The organism is Janibacter cremeus (genome assembly GCF_029395675.1).
Taxonomy (GTDB): Bacteria; Actinomycetota; Actinomycetes; order Actinomycetales; family Dermatophilaceae; genus Janibacter; species Janibacter cremeus_A.
Genome location: NZ_CP115184.1, coordinates 3,191,340 through 3,209,498, shown reverse-complemented (window position 1 = coordinate 3,209,498; position 18,159 = coordinate 3,191,340). Strand labels below are relative to the sequence as shown.

The 18,159-nt window shown below is 71.8% G+C and carries 15 protein-coding genes, 3 tRNA genes and 1 pseudogene; 2 read left to right on the top strand and 17 right to left on the bottom strand.

The genetic code is table 11. The features are described 5' to 3' along the window. Position 1: 1 nt before the first annotated feature. The 6 genes and pseudogenes from O9K63_RS15345 to O9K63_RS15320 form a co-directional block, all read right to left on the bottom strand. On the bottom strand, positions 2 to 448 hold the full coding sequence (locus O9K63_RS15345; RefSeq protein ID WP_277239243.1) for an FAS1-like dehydratase domain-containing protein: 447 nt from the start codon (positions 446 to 448) through the stop codon (positions 2 to 4). A 112-nt stretch (positions 449 to 560) separates the two neighbouring features. Then, positions 561 to 731 carry a 50S ribosomal protein L33 gene (gene rpmG, locus O9K63_RS15340; RefSeq protein ID WP_185990562.1) on the bottom strand — a complete coding sequence of 57 codons (171 nt, stop codon included), beginning with the start codon at positions 729 to 731 and terminating at the stop codon, positions 561 to 563. Positions 732 to 906: 175 nt separating this feature from the next. Continuing rightward, positions 907 to 980: transfer RNA gene (locus O9K63_RS15335), tRNA-Met, on the bottom strand. A 38-nt stretch (positions 981 to 1,018) separates the two neighbouring features. Beyond that, positions 1,019 to 1,091: transfer RNA gene (locus tag O9K63_RS15330), tRNA-Thr, on the bottom strand. A gap of 66 nt (positions 1,092 to 1,157) precedes the next feature. Next, on the bottom strand, positions 1,158 to 1,652 hold the full coding sequence (locus tag O9K63_RS15325) for an acyl-CoA thioesterase (RefSeq protein ID WP_431190396.1): 495 nt from the start codon (positions 1,650 to 1,652) through the stop codon (positions 1,158 to 1,160). A 33-nt stretch (positions 1,653 to 1,685) separates the two neighbouring features. Continuing rightward, positions 1,686 to 2,267, bottom strand: a pseudogene (locus O9K63_RS15320) (DNA-3-methyladenine glycosylase I); the annotation flags it as partial. A 133-nt stretch (positions 2,268 to 2,400) separates the two neighbouring features. Here O9K63_RS15320 and O9K63_RS15315 point away from each other — a divergent pair. Then, entirely contained in the window at positions 2,401 to 3,060 is a 660-nt protein-coding gene (locus O9K63_RS15315; RefSeq protein WP_277239242.1) for a hypothetical protein, read from the top strand. Positions 3,061 to 3,138: 78 nt separating this feature from the next. Here the strand turns inward: O9K63_RS15315 and O9K63_RS15310 are convergent. Continuing rightward, positions 3,139 to 3,221: transfer RNA gene (locus O9K63_RS15310), tRNA-Tyr, on the bottom strand. A 69-nt stretch (positions 3,222 to 3,290) separates the two neighbouring features. Between O9K63_RS15310 and O9K63_RS15305 the strand changes: the two genes are divergently transcribed. Continuing rightward, positions 3,291 to 3,785: a YajQ family cyclic di-GMP-binding protein gene (locus O9K63_RS15305; protein ID WP_277239240.1), complete on the top strand. Its 495-nt coding sequence runs from the start codon at positions 3,291 to 3,293 to the stop codon at positions 3,783 to 3,785. Positions 3,786 to 3,843: 58 nt separating this feature from the next. Here the strand turns inward: O9K63_RS15305 and O9K63_RS15300 are convergent, their stop codons facing one another. The 10 genes from O9K63_RS15300 to O9K63_RS15255 form a co-directional block, all read right to left on the bottom strand. Continuing rightward, positions 3,844 to 5,193, bottom strand: a complete 1,350-nt coding sequence (locus tag O9K63_RS15300; protein WP_277239239.1) for an MFS transporter — start codon at positions 5,191 to 5,193, stop codon at positions 3,844 to 3,846. A 147-nt stretch (positions 5,194 to 5,340) separates the two neighbouring features. Next, positions 5,341 to 7,011, bottom strand: coding sequence for an AMP-binding protein (locus O9K63_RS15295; protein WP_277239237.1), 1,671 nt, complete (start codon positions 7,009 to 7,011; stop codon positions 5,341 to 5,343). A gap of 14 nt (positions 7,012 to 7,025) precedes the next feature. Further along, positions 7,026 to 10,214 carry a carboxyl transferase domain-containing protein gene (locus O9K63_RS15290; RefSeq protein WP_277239236.1) on the bottom strand — a complete coding sequence of 1,063 codons (3,189 nt, stop codon included), beginning with the start codon at positions 10,212 to 10,214 and terminating at the stop codon, positions 7,026 to 7,028. 54 nt (positions 10,215 to 10,268) lie between these two features. Then, positions 10,269 to 11,465, bottom strand: coding sequence for an acetyl-CoA C-acyltransferase (locus O9K63_RS15285; RefSeq protein ID WP_277239234.1), 1,197 nt, complete (start codon positions 11,463 to 11,465; stop codon positions 10,269 to 10,271). A 31-nt stretch (positions 11,466 to 11,496) separates the two neighbouring features. Continuing rightward, positions 11,497 to 12,567 carry an acyl-CoA dehydrogenase family protein gene (locus O9K63_RS15280; RefSeq protein WP_277239232.1) on the bottom strand — a complete coding sequence of 357 codons (1,071 nt, stop codon included), beginning with the start codon at positions 12,565 to 12,567 and terminating at the stop codon, positions 11,497 to 11,499. Continuing rightward, positions 12,564 to 13,751, bottom strand: a complete 1,188-nt coding sequence (locus tag O9K63_RS15275; RefSeq protein WP_277239230.1) for an acyl-CoA dehydrogenase family protein — start codon at positions 13,749 to 13,751, stop codon at positions 12,564 to 12,566. Before O9K63_RS15275 ends, O9K63_RS15280 begins: the two co-directional genes overlap by 4 nt. Next, entirely contained in the window at positions 13,744 to 14,961 is a 1,218-nt protein-coding gene (locus O9K63_RS15270; RefSeq protein WP_277239228.1) for an acyl-CoA dehydrogenase family protein, read from the bottom strand. The genes O9K63_RS15275 and O9K63_RS15270 overlap by 8 nt, the downstream gene beginning before the upstream one ends. 16 nt (positions 14,962 to 14,977) lie before the next feature. Then, positions 14,978 to 16,501, bottom strand: coding sequence for an AMP-binding protein (locus O9K63_RS15265; protein ID WP_277239226.1), 1,524 nt, complete (start codon positions 16,499 to 16,501; stop codon positions 14,978 to 14,980). After that, entirely contained in the window at positions 16,501 to 17,316 is an 816-nt protein-coding gene (locus O9K63_RS15260) for an SDR family oxidoreductase (RefSeq protein ID WP_277239224.1), read from the bottom strand. Before O9K63_RS15260 ends, O9K63_RS15265 begins: the two co-directional genes overlap by 1 nt. Further along, complete coding sequence (locus tag O9K63_RS15255) at positions 17,316 to 18,077, bottom strand: SDR family oxidoreductase (RefSeq protein WP_277239222.1); 762 nt, start codon at positions 18,075 to 18,077, stop codon at positions 17,316 to 17,318. Before O9K63_RS15255 ends, O9K63_RS15260 begins: the two co-directional genes overlap by 1 nt. Positions 18,078 to 18,159 lie beyond the last annotated feature (82 nt).

Below are 18,159 nucleotides of genomic sequence, written 5' to 3'. Positions count from 1 at the left end.
CTCACTCCCCTCCCCTGACGACGATCGTCGACAGGCTCGTCGAGACCGGCTGCTCGTCGGCGTCGACGATCTCGCTGCGCATCGTCACCATCTGGTGGCCGCCGGCGGCGCGGATGGCGTCGATGTGCAGGATGCCCCGCAGCTCGTCACCGGCGACGATCGGGCGGTGGTGGGTGAAGCGCTGCTCACCGTGGACGACGCGGGTGTAGTCGACGCCCGCCTCGGGGTCGGCGACGAACTGCCGGTCGGTGCGCTGCCCGGGGATGACCGCGAAGGTCGGCGGCGCCACGAGATCCGCGTACCCGGCCGCACGGGCCGCCTCGAGGTCGTGGTGGATCGGGTCGGTCGCCCCCACGGCCTCGGCGAAGTCGCGGATGTGCTCGCGCCCGACGGCGAAGGGTGGGGTGGGCGGATAGCTGCGCCCCTGGAAGTCCTCGTTCACGGCCATGCCGGCCAGTCTAGGCGGCCCCTCGGGCACGCCGGCGCGCACACACGGACACGGAAGCGGCCGCCGAGCGTGTGCTCGACGGCCGCGACGTGGTGGTGCGGGTGCACGGACCTCAGCGGGTCTCGCGGTGCGGGGTGTGGGTGCGGCAGCGCGAGCAGAACTTCGCCAGCTCCAACCGGTCGGGGTTGTTGCGGCGGTTCTTCTTGGTGATGTAGTTCCGCTCCTTGCACTCCGTGCACGCCAGGGTGATCTTCGGGCGGACGTCGGCGCTCTTCGTGGCCACGGTAGGAACCTGCTCTCACACTTCATCGGTGGTACTCGCCAACGCCGGTCTGCGCTGGGCGGGAGGTACGTGGTGCATGTCCACGTCAGCGGACACAACACATCGACGCACAAGACTAATCCACGATGCGCCCGGACCCGAAATCGAAGGGGTCCAGGCGCACCGTGGGATCGCGTAGCGGGAGGGGGACTCGATCCCCCGACCTCACGATTATGAGTCGTGCGCTCTAACCAGCTGAGCTACCCCGCCATGGCGGTCGACCCGTGCAGTCGCACGGACCGGACCAGAGCCCCCTGTCGGAATCGAACCGACGACCTTTTCCTTACCATGGAAACGCTCTGCCGACTGAGCTAAGGGGGCGGGTCCACCGCCGGCTCGGGCCCGCGGTGGATGACCTCGGGAGAGATTACACGGCCCACCCTCAAGTCATGAAATCGGGGGGCCGGCCGTCGCGCTCCGCCCGCCCCGGTGCGGGATCTCCTCCTCTGGGGTCCCGGTGACGAGCGCCTCGAGGTGCCGCCGCAGCGCGGCCGGGATCGCCGTCGGACGCCGGGTGGTCGCGTCGACGAAGACGTGGGCAGAGGTGGCCAGCGCCACCAGCGCACCGTCGCTCTGTCGTACCAGGGCACACTCCCAGCGCACGCTCGAGCGCCCGACCGACAGCGCACGCAGGCCGACCTCGAAGACGTCCGGGTAGGACATCTCGGCCAGGTAGCGGCAGCCGGTCTCGGGGATGAGGTTGATCGTGTCGCCGCCCTGCGCGACGTCGAAGTCGTGCGCCTTGAGCCAGTTGTTGATCGTCGTGTCCATCACGGAGTAGTGGACGGCGTTGTTGACGTGGCCGAACTGGTCGTTGTCGCTCCACCTCGTGGGCACCGCGACCCAGTGCGGGTAGGACTCACGTCGGAAGGTCTCGCTCATGTCAGCCATCCTGCACTGCGCCCCCGTCGGCCGCCACAGACCCGAGGCCCCCCGCCGGTGGCTGTCGACGAGATGGGTGTCGACGATGCCGACGGCCTCCATGAGCGCGAATGCCGTCGTGGGCCCGACGAAGGAGAAGCCGCGACGCTTCAGCTCCTTGGCCATCGCCCGTGACTCGTCCGAGGTCGTGGGGACCTCCGCCATCGTCCGCGGCACCGGGGTCCGCTGCGGCCGGTACGACCAGATCAGGTGCGGCAGACCCCCTTCGCCGCGAAGGGAGATCGTCGCCGCGGCATTGCGGATCGTCGCCTCGATCTTGGCCCGGTTGCGGATGATCCCCGCGTCCTGCAGCAGCCGCGCCCGGTCGTCCTCGTCGAAGACGGCGACGGTGTCCGGGTCGAAGCCGGCGAAGGCGGCGCGGAAGTTCTCCCGCTTGCGCAGGATCGTCGCCCACGACAGCCCGGACTGGAAGGCCTCGAGGCTCAGCCGCTCGAAGAGCCCGCGCTCGTCGCGCACGGGCATGCCCCACTCGGTGTCGTAGTACTCCTGCAGCAGCGGGTCCGAGCTCGCCCAGGCGGGCCGCGCCAGCCCGTCCTCTCCCACGATGACGTCCATGCACGCATCGTGCCCGACGACCCGGGCCCTCCGGTCGGCCGGCGGGGACGCGCGTGGGTCAATCCGCAGGGGACCTCCGCGACGAACCCGGGGTAGCGGTCCGAGCCCCGGGCCAGCGACAAAGGAGTCCGCCATGAAGTTCCGTCTCTGCAGTGTGGCCGTGGTCGTCGCCGCCTCGACCTTCGCGGCGTCGGGCGCAGCCGTCGCCGCGCACGACACCAACCCATCCGACAAGGTCAACACCTATGCCTACGACCTGTCCGCCGTCCAGTCCTCCGACGTGCCGGGCGCCGCGGCGGAGGGGGCCACGCGGATCACGTCCCTGCCCAACGGCAAGGTCCGGGTCCAGGTCACCGCCGACGGGCTGGCACCCGGCCTCCCCCATGCCATGCACCTGCACGGCGTCGACGGCCCGGCCACCGACATGGCCTGCCCGGGTCCGGATGCCGACACCGACGGCGACGGCTTCGTCTCCGTGCCGGAGGGCGCCCCCTTCTACGGCGGGATCCTCGCGTCGCTGACGACGTCGGGCGACACCACCGCCGCCAGCGCCCTGGCGCTGGATCGCTTCGCCGTCGCGGACGCCGACGGCCACCTGGAGTACAGCCGGACCTTCCGCAACGACTCCGCGCTGGCCAACGCCGACACGGTCCAGGCCGTCGTCCACGGCGTCGACGTCAACGGCAGCGGCACCTATGACCTCGACGGCGCCGGCGAGGCCCCCCTCGCGCCCGGCTCCGGCATCCCCTTCGAGGCGACCATGCCCGTGCTGTGCGGAGGCATCGCCAACTGACGCACCGCCCCGGCGCCGCAGCGGCCCGGACATGACGAAGGCCCCCGGGAGTCCTCCCGGGGGCCTTCGTGCACTGGGTGGCAGGTGCAGGATTCGAACCTGCGTAGGGATAACCCGACGGATTTACAGTCCGTTTCCATTGGCCACTCGGACAACCTGCCGTGTGCGCATGGAACGATAGCAAGCCAACCCGGTCACGGAACAATCCGACCCGAGAGGAATCCCAGGACATGGCCAGCAGCAGCTTCGACATCGTCAGCAAGGTCGACCGGCAGGAGGTCGACAACGCGCTCAACCAGACCGCCAAGGAGGTCTCCCAGCGCTACGACTTCAAGGGCGTCGGCGCCTCGATCGAGTGGAGCGGGGAGAACGTCGTCATCAAGGCCAACAGCGCCGACCGCGTCCTCGCCGTGCTCGACGTCTTCGAGTCCAAGCTGGTCCGGCGCGGCGTCTCGCTGAAGAACATCGACTTCGGCGACAAGGAGCCGCAGGCCTCCGGCAAGGAGTACGTCCTCGCGGGCCCGACCAAGGAGGGCATCGACCAGGACAACGCGAAGAAGATCTCCAAGATCATCCGCGACGAGGGCCCCAAGGGGATCAAGCCGCAGATCCAGGGAGACGAGCTGCGCGTGACCGGCAAGTCGCGCGACGACCTCCAGGAGGTCATCTCCCTGCTCAAGGGCAAGGACCTCGAGGTCGCGCTGCAGTTCACCAACTACCGCTGACCACAGGGCGAAGGGGGGTCCCCACCGCGGTGGGGACCCCCCTTCGTCATGGGGTGGCTCAGGTGGGGCTGGGCACGCTCTCCTCGACCGGGCGCAGGGTGTGCTCCCGGTCGTGGCTGGCCAGCCGTCGCCGCAGCACCGGCACGAGCAGCAGGCCGAGCGCGGTCGCCGCGACGAGCACCCACAGTCCCGAGGAGGGCGATCCGGTCGCCTTCTCCGACAGGCCGAATGCGTAGGGCCCGACGAATGCACCCGTGAGCCCGATCGTGTTGACGAAGGCCAGGCCGGCAGCGGCGGCGACCCCACCGAGCCGGGCCATGAGGACCGACCAGTACAACGGCTGGACCCCGACGATGAAGAGCATGGTCAGGCTGAGGATGATCATCTGCGCCACGGGGTCGGTCACGACGATGAAGGCCAGGGCGCTCGCGATGGCCGCTGCGGTCGTGATGCCGATGAGCCGCACCTCGCTGCCCGGGCTCCTCTTGAGCACCCGCGGCACGACGATGACGCCGATGACGGCACCGATCCCGACCACGCCGGAGATCAGCCCGATCATGAAGCTGTCGGTCACGTCCATCGCCTCGACGATCGAGGGGACGAAGAAGATCACGCCGTAGGTCGCGATCTGGTTCATGAAGTAGATCGCGGCGATGGTCAGCAGGAAGGGCTTGGCCATGGCGTTGCGCACGATCGCGGCGGGGTGGGCCTCGACGTGGGGCTCCTCGCCGACGGCCCGCCGGGTCAGCTCGGCCGCCTCCTCGGCGTCGAGCCACGGCGCCGTCTGCGGCGAGTTCGGCAGGAGGACGAAGATCAGCACACCGAGCAGGACTGTCGGGATGCCCTCGAGGACGAAGAGCCACTGCCAGCCGTGGAGGCCACCGATGCCGTCCATCTTCATCAGCGCGCCGCCGATCGGGTTGGCGACGATGAAGGCCACCGAGGAGGCGGTGAGGATCAGGCCGACGACCGTGGCCCGGTCCTTCTGCGCGAACCACGTGGTGATCAGGTACATGATCCCCGGGTACAGACCGGCCTCGGCGGCGCCGAGCAGGAGCCGGAGCACGTAGAAGACCGTCGGGCTGGAGATGAACATCATCGCCATGGTGATCAGGCCCCAGGTCACGGCGATGCGGCTGATCCAGACCTTCGCCCCGATCCTGTGCAGCAGCAGGTTGCTCGGGACCTCGAGCGCCGCGTAGGTGATGAAGAACAGCCCTGCCCCGAGGCCGTAGGCCGCGGCGTCGATCCCCGCGTCGACCTCGAGCGAGGTCTTGGCCAGCCCGACGTTGGTGCGGTCGACGAAGGCCATGAAGTAGGCCGCCATCAGCAGGGGCACCAGGCGCAGGAAGGCCTTCCGCGTCGCCCGTGCGTGCACCATGTCCGACGTCGTTGTCGGTGATGTCATGGAGTCTCCTTAGTTGAATGCTGATTCGGGTTCATGTTGGGGCCGACATGAGCGGGTGTCAAGGGTCACGTGTCGCCGGTGAGACGCCGGGGGCGCCGCGGCGCTGCGAAGGGGGGCCCCGCCCGTCGGGAGGGTGGGGGTCCTGCGTCAGGAGCGGGTGAGCGCCTCGGCGCGCCCGAGCAGCTCCGCCTTGCGGATCTTCCCGGTGTCGGTGAGCGGGAACTGCGCGAGCACCTCGACGAGCGGGACCTTGTAGCCGGCCATCTGGCCGCGCGCCCACTCCTCGAGCTCGGCAGCGGTGACCGACGACCCGTCACGCAGGCTGACGAAGGCGACGGGCCGTTGCCCGGTGACCTCGTCGTCGGCAGGGACCACGGCGACCGAGGCGAGCGCCGGGTGGCGGGCGAGCATCGTCTCCACCTCGGCGGGGAAGACGCTCATGCCCTTGACCTTGATCATCTCCTTGGTCCGGGCGAGGTAGTGCAGGCAGCCGTCCTCGTCGAGGTAGCCGGTGTCCCCCGTGTGCAGCCACCCGTCACGCAGCTGCTCGGCGGTCGCCCCGGGGTTGCGCCAGTAGCCGGTCATGATCGACGGGCTCCGCAGGAGGATCTCCCCCGCCTCGCCGAAGGCCGCCGGCTCCCCCGTCACCGGGTCGACGACGAGCACGTCGGTGCCGGGCACCGGCAGCCCGCAGAAGACCGGCTCGCTGAGCAGGTCGTGGTCGCCCTCGTGGAAGCCGTGGGGGACGACGTCGACGGTGTGGCTCTCGGTCATCCCGTAGGACCCCTCGCGCAGCACCGAGCCCGCGCCGACCACCTGCGACCACCTGCAGCGGATCTCGGGGGTGAGCTTGCGGATGAAGGACATCGCCATGGGCGTGGTGAAGCAGCTGAGATCACGCTCCGCGACCCCCGGCACCTCGAGGATCTCGAGATAGCTCTCCACGGTCGCGGCGGTCATGGTCACCCGGTGGCGCTCGACGAGATCGACGACCGTGGCCGCGTCCCATCGCTCGAGCAGCACCGTCGTCCCTCCCATGACGAGCGGGATGAGGATGCCCAGGTCCTCCCCGGCGATCCAGAAGACGGGGATGAAGCACAGCGAGACGACGTCGGTGCCGTCCAGTCCGTTGGCCCCCGAGGCACTCACCGCCGTGTAGACCATGTGCCGCTGGGTGTGCTCGCAGCCCTTGGGCAGACCGGTCGTCCCGCCCGTGTAGTTGAGGGCGGCGAGCGCGTCGAGATCACGGGCCGGCTCACGCAGCGGGTCCGCGGCCAGGGTCTCGCTCCACCGCACCACCTCGACACCGTCGACGGAGGGAAGGGGGTCCCGCTCACCGGCGAGGACCACGACCGTGCGCACCTCTGTCTCGGCCGCGGCGTCGCAGAGCCGGTGCGCCAGGGCCGCGCTCGTCACCACGACGCTCGCGCCGGAGTCGGCGAGCTCGTGGACGAGCTCGGCGTGCCGGAACATCGGGTTGACCGGCACGTGGACGCACCCGGCGCGCAGCGAGCCGAGGAAGGCGACGACGAACTGGGGGACGTTGCCCAGGTGGACGCCGACGCGCTCGCCGGGGGCGACCCCCTTCGCCCGCAGCCAGCCGGCCCACCGGGCCTGCCGGTCCGCGAGCTCCCGGTAGTCGATGACGACGTCGTCGTGGACCACGGCCGCCCGGTCCGGCTGCCGCTGCGCCCAGGCGTCGACGTACTCCGGCACGGTGAGGTCACCGAGGGGGTGGACGACGTCCCGGGGCGTGTCCGCGGGACGGACCCGCTCCTGCCGGCGCCGGACCTCCTGGAGGTGCTGGGTGTACTCCACTGCTCGCTCCTTGCTCACCAGGTGTCGACGTACCGCGTCGGCACGTCCGCGGGCGGTGACGACGACATCGCCGTGAGGATCCACTGCCGGGTGTCCACCGGGTCGATGACGTCGTCGAGCTCGACGACGGCGGCGGCGTTGACCGCCCGTCCCCGCTCGTACAGGTCGTCGAGGAGCCGTTGCTCGAGCGCACGGCGCTCGGCCGGGTCGGTGACCGCGTCGAGCTCGCGCCGGAAGCCGAGGCGCACCGCCCCCTCGAGCCCCATCCCGCCGACCTCGCCCGTGGGCCAGGCGAGGGTGGCCGCCGGCCGCCGGAAGCTGCCCGCCGCCATCGCCTGGGCGCCGAGGCCGTAGGCCTTGCGCAGGACGACGGTGACGATCGGCACCCGCAGGTGGGCCCCGATGACGAAGAGACGCGCGAAGTGGCGCACCGTCGCGGTCCGCTCGTGGTCGGGTCCGACCATGAACCCCGGTGTGTCGCACAGGGACACGACCGGCAGTCCGTGCGCGTCGCACAGCTGGAGGAAGCGGGCGAGCTTGTCCGCGGCAGGGGTGTCGATCGCGCCGCCGAGGTGGCGCGGGTTGTTGGCCACGAGTCCCATCGGCCGCCCCTCGATGCGCACGAGCGCGGTGATGACACCGGGGGCGAAGCCGGAGCGCAGCTCGAGGACCGACCCCTCGTCGGCGAGGGTCTCGACCGCCCGGTGGACGTCGTAGGCACGCACCCTGTTCTCCGGCACGACGTGGCGCAGTGCCCGTTGGTCGGCGACGGTCCACTCCTCGTGCCGGCCCCGGAAGTAGTCCAGGTACTGCCGCGCCACGGCGACCGCCTCGGCCTCGTCGTCCACCACCACGTCGACGACGCCGTTGCTGCCCTGGACCTCGATCGGCCCGACCTCCTCGGGCGCGAAGACCCCGAGACCGCCACCCTCGATCATCGCCGGTCCGCCCATCCCGATCGTCGAGTCGCGGGTGGCGATGATGACGTCACAGCAGCCCAGGAGGGCCGCGTTGCCGGCGAAGCACCGCCCGGCGGCGATGCCGACCGTCGGGACGAGCCCGCTCAGCCGACCCATCGTGGCGAAGGTGGACACGTCCAGCCCGCTCGCGACGGTGGTGTCGGTGTCCCCGGGGCGGCCACCGCCCCCCTCGGCGAAGAGGACGACGGGCAGGCGCTGCTGCTCGGCGATCTCCAGGAGGCGGTCGGTCTTCTTGTGGTTGAGGTAGCCCTGCGTGCCGGCGAGGACGGTGTAGTCGTAGGCCAGCACCGCGCAGCGGTCCTCGCCCTCGGTCGAGGACGCGCTCACCCGTCCGATCCCGGTGACGATCCCGTCGGCCGGGGTGCTCGCGATGAGGTCGTCCTCGCTCCGTCGGGCCCGCTGCGCCGCCACCGCGAGGCCGCCGTACTCGACGAAGCTGCCCTCGTCGACGAGGTCGGCGACGTTCTCCCGCGCGGTCCGCTGCCCGCGCCCGTGGCGCTTGGCGACCGCGTCGGGGCGCGCCTCGTCCAGTCGGCGGTCGCGCCGCTGCTGCAGCCGGGTGAGGTCGCTGCGCTCGGCGTCGAGGGCGGGACCCTCGTCGGTGTCTCCGGCACCCGACTGGTCCGACGACGGGCGCAGCCGCACGAGCAGGTCGTCGCGCACGGTGCTCGCACCGGGACGGGCACGCACGGCCGTGACCACGCCGGAGGCGGGGGCGGGCACGAGGTGCTCCATCTTCATCGCCTCGAGGACGACGAGCGGGTCACCCGCGGCGACCGCCTGGCCCTCCTCGACGAGCACCGCGACGACCGTGCCGGCCATCTCGGCGACGACCGCACCGTCGACGACCCCGCCGTCCGCCGCGGCACGGGCGAGGCCCGACCGCGCGAGCCACTGCGTCGTCACCGCCCACCTCGCGACGTCGTCGTGCTCGAGCAGCTCCCGCAGCAGGGGCAGGTTGGTCTCCACCCCCGCGATCTCGCACTCGACCGCGGCCCGGCGCGCCTTGTGGAGGGCGCCGGTGAGGCCGCCGTGGCTGTGCGTGACGAGCTTGGCCACGAGGGAGTCGAAGGCACCGTCGACCCGGGTCCCCTCGACGAGGTGGGTGTCGACGCGCACGCCCGGCCCGGTGGGCAGGGTGAGCCTGCCGACGACGCCGTGGGCCGGCAGCGCCTCACCGGTCGCGCCGGTGCGCTCGGCGGCCACCCGCAGCTCGACCGCCGCGCCGCTCACGGGGGGTGCGGTGCCCAGTCCGAGGTCGTCGAGGGACTCGCCGGCGGCCAGGCGCAGCTGGGTCAGGACGAGGTCGACCCCCGTGACGAGCTCGGTCACCGGGTGCTCGACCTGCAGGCGGGGATTGACCTCGATGAACCACCAGCGACCCGGGTCGTCGGCGTCGACGAGGAACTCGACGGTCGCCAGACCGCGGTAGCCCCGGCCGGCGAGCAGCCGCACGGCCGCGTCGTGGAGGGCGGCGCGGACCTCCTGCGGCAGGCCCGGCGCGGGGGCCACCTCGACCACCTTCTGGAAGCGGCGTTGGAGGGTGCAGTCCCGCTCACCGAGGTGGACGACTCCCCCTTCGCCGTCGGCCGCGATCTGGACCTCGACGTGGCGAGCGCGCTCGACGTACAGCTCGGCGAAGAGGCCCGCGGACCCGAAACTCCGCTCGGCCTCCGACCCGGCACGCTGCCACGCCTCGGTGAGCGACGCGCCGGCGGGGACGGCCCGCATCCCGCGGCCACCGCCGCCGGCAGCCGCCTTGATCATCACGCCGGCCGGGCCCTGGGCGGCCGCGAACTCCGCGGCCTCGGTCTCGGTGATCCCGACCGGGGTGGCCGGCAGGACCGGCACCCCGGCCCCGACCGCGGCCTCCCTCGCCCGCCCCTTGTCGCCGAAGAGCTCCAGGAGCGCGGCGTCGGGCCCGACGAAGACCACCCCGGCCGCAGCGCACGCCCGGGCCAGCGCCGGGCTCTCGCTGAGGAACCCGTAGCCCGGGTGCAGCATCGTGCACCCGTGCTCGGTGGCACCCGCGACGAGCACCTCCGCATCGAGGTAGGCGGCCGCGCCCTCACCGGGCAGGACGTGCACCTCCGTCGCGAGGCGGGCGGCGAGCGAGTCCGTCTCCGCCCGGGTCACGGCCACGACGACCTCGTGCCCCGCCTCCAGTGCGGCCCGCACGAGCCGGACGGCGATCTCCCCACGGTTGGCGACGTAGACGGACACGCGGTGGCTCCTCGGTGGTCGTGCGGCGGTCGGGCCGGGGTCGGGCGGGGTCGGTCAGAAGATCTCGAAGAGACCGGCGGCGCCCATGCCACCGCCGACGCACATGGTCACCACGCCGTAGCGGGCGCCACGGCGCCGGCCCTCGATGAGGACGTGGCCGGCCATCCGCGCGCCGCTCATCCCGTAGGGGTGGCCGACGGAGATCGCGCCCCCGTTGACGTTGTACTTCGCCGGGTCGATGCCCAGGTGGTCACGGCAGTAGAGCGCCTGGACGGCGAAGGCCTCGTTGAGCTCCCACAGGTCGATGTCGTCGACGGTCAGGCCGTGCTGCTTGAGCAGCTTCGGCACGGCGCGGACCGGACCGATGCCCATCTCGTCGGGCTCCACCCCGGCGACGGCCATCCCGCGGAAGGCGCCGAGCGGGGTCAGGCCGCGGCGCGCGGCCTCCTCCGCCTCCATGACCACGGCCGCGGACGCACCGTCGGACAGCTGGGAGGCGTTGCCGGCGGTGATCGAGAAGCCCTCGGTGCCGTCCTTGGCCAGCACCGGGTTCAGCTTGGCGAGGTCCTCGATCGCCGTCCCGGGGCGGTTGCCCTCGTCCTTGGCGAGCGTGACCTGCTCCGAGCCGACCTCGCCGGTCGTCTTGTCCTTGGTCAGCTTCGTCGACGGCAGCGGCACGATCTCGTCGTCGAAGGCCCCGGACTCCTGGGCCGCGGCGGTCCGCTGCTGGGACTGCAGCGCGTACTCGTCCTGCTGCTCGCGGGAGACGCCGTAGCGCTTGGCGACCACCTCCGCGGTCTCGAGCATCGACATGTAGGTCGCGGGCACGTGCTCGACGAGCCACGGGTCCTGGGCGCGGTAGGTGTTCATGTGCTCGTTCTGCACGAGCGAGATTGAGTCGACGCCGCCGCCGACGGCGACCTGCTGGCCGTCGAGGACGACCTGCTTGGCGGCGGTGGCGATGGCCATGAGGCCGCTCGCGCACTGCCGGTCCACGGACATGCCCGCGACGGTGACGGGCAGCCCGGCCCGCAGCGCGGCCTGCCGGCCGATGTTCATGGCCGTCGAGCCCTGCTGGAGCGCGGCGCCGATGATGACGTCCTCGATCTGGCCGCACTCGACGCCGGAGCGCTCGACGGCGTGGCGGACGGCGTGCCCGATGAGCTCCTGGGCCTGGGTGTCGTTGAAGGCGCCGCGGTAGGCGCGCCCGATCGGGGTGCGGGCGGTGGAGACGATGACTGCTTCGCGCATGGTGGTCACTCCTGGTGTGGTGAAGATGTGGTCAGTGGGCGGGGAGGTCGACGAGCCCGGCGAGGTCGGCGCGGTGCCGCTCCGGGGTGCCGAGGGCGAGCTGGTCGGACTTGGCCCGCTTGAGTCGAGTGTGCACCGGGTGCTCCCACGTCATGCCGATCCCCCCGTGCAGCTGCAGGGCCTCCTCCGCGGCGCGCACCGCGGCGTCGCCGCAGAAGGCCTGGGCGAGCGCCTGGGCCACGTGCTGGTCGGGGTCGTCGTCGGCGAGGGTCCCGGCGGCGTACCGGGCGGCGGCCTGGGTGTTGACGAGGAGCAGGTAGAGGTCGGCCAGGCGGTGCTTGATCGCCTGGAAGGAGCCGATCGGCCGCGCGAACTGCACGCGCGTCTTCGCGTACTCCACGGTCGTCTCGAGGCACCACTGGGCCAGGCCGAGCTGCTCGGAGGGCAGCAGCGCGGCACCGGCGGCCAGGGCTGCGTCGACCGCGGCCTCGGCCGCCTGCCCGGAGGCGATCTCGCTCCCCTCGCCGCGCACGGTGACGCGGGCGAGCGGGCGGGTCATGTCGAGCGAGGTGATCGCCTCCAGCTCGACGTCACCCGGCTCGTACGCGCGAAGGGAGGTCACTCCCCCTTCGCCCGTGGTCGGCACGACGAAAAGATCCGCGGTCAACGCACCGGCGACCGGCTCGGCGCTCCCCTGCACGGGCGACCACGCGCCGCGACGCGCCGTCCACGGCAGGACGAGCGCGGCGGTGCGCTCACCGGCGGCCAGCGCGGGCAGGTGCGTCTCGTCACCGGCCGCCAGCAGCGCGGTGGTGGCGATGACGGCGCTGGTGAGGAACGGCGTCGGCGCGACGGTGCGACCGAGCTCCTCGAGGACGACGGCCGCCTCGCGCGGGCCGGCGCCGACGCCGCCGAGCGACTCGGGCACGAGCAGACCGGCCAGGCCGATCTGGCCGGCGAGCGCCTGCCAGACCGCGCTGACGTCGGTGCCCGGCTCGTCGTACAGGCGCGCGGCCAGCCCCTCGTCGAGGGAGCGCTGGAGGGTGGACCGGACGCTGGATCGCAGGGACTCCTCGACGTCGGTGTAGAGCAGATCGGTCATCGCGGCACGTCCTTGAAGGGGATGCCCTTGTCGGGGCGGTGTTCCGGGGGGAGGCCGAGCACGCGCTCGGCGACGATGTTGCGCATGATCTCGCTGGTGCCGCCCTCGATGGAGTTGCCCTTGGCCCGCAGGTAGCGGAAGCCGGGGCCGTGGCCGAGGAAGGAGCCGCCCTCGGGGCGCACCATGGTCCAGTCGTGGTAGGTCAGCCCCTCCTCGGGCGCGAGCTCGAGGGCGAACCCGGTCACCTGCTGCGCCTGGTGGGCGAAGGCAAGCTTCATCGCCGAGCTCTCCGGGCCGGGCTGGCCGGCCTCGAGGCCCTGGCGCAGGCGCTCCCCGGCCAGGCGGGTCACCTCCGTCTCGACCCACCACTGCATCAGCTCGGTGTGGTTGCCGGCGGTGCGCACGGAGGGGTCGCGGCGCCAGCGCTCGGCCACCAGACCGATCTGCCCGGCCTCGCGGTCGTTGCCGGCGCCGATGGCGACGCGCTCGTTGTTCAGCGTCGTCGTCGCGACCTTCCACCCCTCACCGACGGCCCCGACCCGGTTGCGGTCGTGGATGCGCACCCCGGAGAGGAAGACCTCGTTGAACTCGGCCTCGCCCGTGATCTGGCGAAGGGGGCGGATCTCGATCCCGGGGTCGGTCATGTCGACGATGAAGTAGGTCAGGCCGGCGTGCTTGGGGACCGAGGTGTCGGTACGGGCCACGAGGATGGCGAAGTCGGCGTTGTGCGCCCCGGAGGTCCACACCTTCTGCCCGTCGACGACCCACTCGTCGCCGTCGGGGACGGCGCGGGTCGCGACGGCCGCCAGGTCGGAGCCGGCGCCGGGCTCGCTGAAGAGCTGGCACCAGATGTCGGTGCAGGTGAACAGCGGCCGCAGGTAACGCTGCTGCATCTCCTCGGTGCCGAAGGCCACCATCGTCGGTGCGGCCATGCCGAGACCGATGCTGTTGCGGCCGAGGTCCGGCCCCGGGGCGCCCGCCTCCTCGAGGAGGGCGTCGACCTCCTCCTGGCGTCCACGGGACAGGCCGAGTCCCCCCTTCCCCTCCGGGAAGTGGACCCAGGCGAGGCCGGCGTCGAATCGGGCGCCGAGGAACTCGCTCGGCTCGGTGGTCGCGGGGTCGTGGCTCGCAAGGAGCTCGTCGACCCGCTGCCGCAGATCAGGACTCTGCTGCTGATCAGGCATGTGTGCTCAACCTCCGGATCTCGTGTCGGGCAAGGGCATTCTTGTGGACCTCGTCGGGTCCGTCGGCGAAGCGCAGGGTGCGCACCTGGGCGTACCACTCCGCGACCGGGAAGTCCTGGCTGAGGCCACCGGCCCCGTGCACCTGGACGGCCTTGTCGAGGATCCACTCCACGGTGCTCGGCGCGGCGATCTTGATCGCCTGGATCTCGGTGTGGGCGCCCTTGTTGCCCACGGTGTCCATGAGCCAGGCCGCCTTGAGGGTGAGCAGCCGCAGCTGCTCGATGCGCACCCGGGACTCGGCGATCCAGTCACGGACGACACCCTGCTCGGACAGTGCCTTGCCGAAGGCCACGCGCTCGGACGCACGCGCGACCATCAGCTCGAGGGACCGCTCGGCGATGCCGATCAGGCGCATGCAGTGGTGGATGCGCCCCGGGCCGAGGCGGGCCTGGGCGATGGCGAAGCCGCTGCCCTCCTCGCCGATGAGGTTGCCCACGGGGACGCGCACGTCGGTGAAGTCGATCTCCGCGTGCCCGCCGTGGTCGCGGTCGTCGTAGCCGAAGACCTTCATGCCGCGACGCACGTCGACACCGGGGGTGTCCCGCGGCACGAGGATCATCGACTGCTGGCGGTGCCGGTCCGCGGACGGGTCGGTCTTGCCCATGACGATGAGGACCTTGGCGTTGGGATTCATCGCGCCGGAGATGTACCACTTGCGGCCGTTGATGACGTACTCGTCGCCGTCGCGCACGATCGAGGTCTCGATGTTGGTGGCGTCGGAGCTGGCCACCCGCGGCTCGGTCATGGCGAAGGCCGAGCGGATCTCGCCGTCGAGGAGGGGCCGCAGCCACTGCTCCTTCTGCTCCGGGGTGCCGAACATGTGCAGCACCTCCATGTTGCCGGTGTCCGGTGCTGCGCAGTTCGTGGCGACGGGGGCGATGTGCAGGCTGCGCCCGAGGACCTCGCACAGGGGCGCGTACTGGAGATTGGTCAGACCGGCGCCCTCCTCCCCGGGGAGGAAGAGGTTCCACAGTCCCTGGCTGCGGGCGGCCTCCTTGGCCGGCTCGATGACCGGTGGCGGTGACCACCGGTCGGGTGCGTCGTCGAGCTGCTCCTGGTAGGTCGCCTCGATCGGGTAGACGTGCTCGTCCATGAAGGCGGTGAGCTGCTCGCGCAGCTCGAGGGTCCGGGTGTCCGGTGCGAAGTCCACGGCTCGCTCCCTTCGGTCAGTGGGTGGAGGTGTCGGCCCGGGACGGGCGGTCACCGGAGGCGACGATGGACTCCCGGTCCAACCCGCGCTTGAGGATCTTGCCGGTCGCGCCCTTCGGCAGCTCCTCGACGAGCTGGTAGATGCGCGGGACCTTGTAGGCCGCGACCCGCTCCTCGAGCCAGGCACGCAGCTCGGCGGGGTCGACGTGGGCGCCCGGCTGCGGCGAGACCACCGCGGCGATCTCCTCACCGAGCCGCGCGTCGGGCACCCCGACGACGGCCACCTCGCGGATGTCCGGGTGCCCGTAGAGGACCTCCTCGATCTCGCGCGGGTAGACGTTGTACCCGCCACGGATGACCAGGTCCTTCTTGCGGTCGACGATCCACAGGTCGCCGTCCTCGTCCATCCGACCGATGTCGCCGGTGAGGAACCACTCACCGTGCCGTACCGCCTCGGTCGCCTCGGGTCGGTTCCAGTACTCGCGCATGACGAAGGGTCCGCTGATCGCGACCTCGCCGACCTCGCCCGGCGCCAGCGGGTTCCGGTCCTCGTCGAAGATGGCGAGCTTGCTGCCCGGGAGGGCCCGACCGACGCTCATCTCCTTGCGCGGGTGCTTCGCACGGTTGAACGTCGAGGCGCCCGCCGTCTCGCTCAGGCCGTAGCCGTCGAGGACGAGCGCCCCGAACCGGTCCTTGAAGGCCTTGGAGACCTCGAGGGGCAGCGCGGCGCCGCCCGAGCAGGCCAGCCGCAGGTCGGCGAGGTCCTCCGCGGTCACGTCCGTCTCGGCGTGGAGCATCGCGTTCCACATCGTCGGTACGCCCGCGAGCCCGGTCAGCCGCTGGTCCGCCGCCATCCGCAGCAACGCCGCGGGGTCGAAGGGGCGCTGCAGGGAGAGCGAGGCGCCGATGGTGAAGCAGGTCAGCATCACCGCCGCCTGGCCGAAGACGTGGAAGAGCGGAAGGGCGGTACCCATCCGGTCATCGGACGTCTGGTCGAGCGCCTCGGCCAGCGCCGCACCGCAGGCCAGGAGGTTGCCGTGGGTCAGCACGGCCCCCTTGGGCGCGCCGGTCGTGCCCGAGGTGTAGAGCAGCACCGCGGCGTCGTCGCTCGCGACGCGGGCGGGCTCGACGTCCCCACCGGGCGTGACGCCGCCCGGCCCGAGCAGCCACAGCGGGATGCCGGCGGACTCGGCGGTGGCCGTGACCGCGGCGGCGTCCTCCTGCCAGCCCAGGGCGAAGGAGCACCCGGCATCGTCGACGAAGTGGCCCAGCTCCCGCTCTGTGCACAGCGGGTTGACGGTCACTGCGGTCGCGCCGAGGGCGAGCACCGCGTGGTAGGTCAGGACGAACTCGGCACTCGTCGGGAGGACGACGAGCACCCGGTCACCGCTGCCCACGCCGCGCGCGGCCAGCTCGGCCATGGCGCCGCGGACCCCTTCACGCAGCTGCGCGTAGGTCCACGACCGGTCCCCCTCGCGCAGGGCGAGGGCATCGGGGGTCTGCTCGGCCCAGCTCCAGACCAGGCGGACGGCGTTGTCCATCACGAGTTCTCCTTCAGCTGTCGCTGGTAACGCTGCATCCCGCGGATCCACCGGTCGTGGTCGTCGACCTTGCGCCGGAGGAACTCGCGGACGTCGGCGTGCGGGGTGATGAGGAAGGTGCCCTCCTCGACGGCCCGGAGGACCTGCTCGGCCACGTCACCGGGGGCGAGCACCTCACCGGCGCCGGTCACCGCCGCGGCGGCGACCTTCCCCCCTTCGCCACCCGCCGAGGTCATCCCGGACCGGAGCATGTCGGTGTCGACCCCCATCGGGCACAGGCAGCTGACCCCGACGCCGTCGTCGCCGTAGGTCACCGCGAGCCACTCGGCGAAACCGACGGCGCCGTGCTTGGACGCCGAGTAGGTGGCCGAGCCGATCTGCGTGAGCAGCCCGGCGGCCGAGGCGGTGGAGACGAAGTAGCCCCTCCCCCGCTCGACCCAGCCGGGCACGAGCTGACGGGCGGCGCGCACGTGGGCGAGGAGGTTGACGTCGAGCGCCCGCTGCCACTGCTCGTCGTCCGCCGCCAGGCCGGAGCCGTCGCCGACACCGGCATTGGCGAAGAAGAGGTCGACCGGGCCGAAGTGCTCCTCGGCAGCCGCGATCATCGCGGCGATGTCCGCGTCGCTGGAGGCATCACCTGCGACGGCGACCGCCCCCAGCCGCTCGGCCGTCCCGGCGAGCCGCTGCTCGTCGACGTCCGAGACGACGACCCGGGCGCCACCCGCCAGGAGGGCCTCGGCCAGCGCCGCGCCGATGCCCCCGGCCGCTCCGGTGACGACGGCGACGGTGTCCTTGATCTGCATCGCGGGCGCCATCAGTCGCAGGGCCCGCCGGCGACGTAGAGGACCTGACCGGTGGTGAAGCCGGCGCCCTCGCTGGCGAAGAAGGAGGCGGCGTGGGCGATGTCCTCCGGGGTGCCGGTGCGGGCGACCGCGGCCTGCGCCGAGGCGTTGGCCTTGAGGTCGTCGAAGCTGATGCCGATCCGGGCCGCGGTCTCCGCGGTCATCTCGGTCTCGATGAACCCGGGGGCGATCGCGTTCGCGGTGACCCCGAACTTCCCGAGCTCGATGGCCAGGGTCTTGGTGAAGCCCTGCATGCCGGCCTTGGCCGCGGAGTAGTTGACCTGCCCACGGTTGCCCTGGGCGGACGTGGACGAGAGGTTGATGATCCGGCCGTACTTCGCCTGGGTCATGTGGGCCTGGCAGGCCCTGCTCATGAGGAAGGCGCCGCGCAGGTGCACCGCCATGACGGAGTCCCAGTCCTCGACGCTCATCCTGAACAGCAGGTTGTCGCGGATGATGCCGGCGTTGTTGACCAGGACCGTGGGGGCCCCGAGCTCCTCGGCGACGCGGCGCACCGCGGCCTCGACCTGCTCCGGGTCGGAGACGTCCGCGCCCACGGCGAGGGCCCGGCCCCCGGCGGCGGTGATGTCGTCGACGACGGGCACGCAGGCCGACTCGTCGAGGTCGAGGACGGCGACGGCCATCCCGTCCGCGGCGAGACGGCGGGCGACGCCGGCTCCGATGCCCCGTGCCGCGCCGGTGACGACGGCGACGCGCTGCTGGTCAGTGGTCATGTGAGAACTCCTGTGGTCTCGATGTCCGATTGCTCCGAACCTACTTGAACCCGCCTTCAAGTTCAACTAGTTTCACAGCGAC

Coding starts and splice junctions, on each gene's coding strand:
- O9K63_RS15345 (WP_277239243.1), bottom strand. CDS start 448: ATGGCCGTGAACGAGGACTTCCAGGGGCGCAGCTATCCGCCCACCCCA.
- O9K63_RS15325 (WP_431190396.1), bottom strand. CDS start 1,652: ATGAGCGAGACCTTCCGACGTGAGTCCTACCCGCACTGGGTCGCGGTG.
- O9K63_RS15315 (WP_277239242.1), top strand. CDS start 2,401: ATGAAGTTCCGTCTCTGCAGTGTGGCCGTGGTCGTCGCCGCCTCGACC.
- O9K63_RS15305 (WP_277239240.1), top strand. CDS start 3,291: ATGGCCAGCAGCAGCTTCGACATCGTCAGCAAGGTCGACCGGCAGGAG.
- O9K63_RS15300 (WP_277239239.1), bottom strand. CDS start 5,193: ATGACATCACCGACAACGACGTCGGACATGGTGCACGCACGGGCGACG.
- O9K63_RS15285 (WP_277239234.1), bottom strand. CDS start 11,465: ATGCGCGAAGCAGTCATCGTCTCCACCGCCCGCACCCCGATCGGGCGC.
- O9K63_RS15280 (WP_277239232.1), bottom strand. CDS start 12,567: ATGACCGATCTGCTCTACACCGACGTCGAGGAGTCCCTGCGATCCAGC.
- O9K63_RS15275 (WP_277239230.1), bottom strand. CDS start 13,751: ATGCCTGATCAGCAGCAGAGTCCTGATCTGCGGCAGCGGGTCGACGAG.
- O9K63_RS15265 (WP_277239226.1), bottom strand. CDS start 16,501: ATGGACAACGCCGTCCGCCTGGTCTGGAGCTGGGCCGAGCAGACCCCC.
- O9K63_RS15260 (WP_277239224.1), bottom strand. CDS start 17,316: ATGGCGCCCGCGATGCAGATCAAGGACACCGTCGCCGTCGTCACCGGA.
- O9K63_RS15255 (WP_277239222.1), bottom strand. CDS start 18,077: ATGACCACTGACCAGCAGCGCGTCGCCGTCGTCACCGGCGCGGCACGG.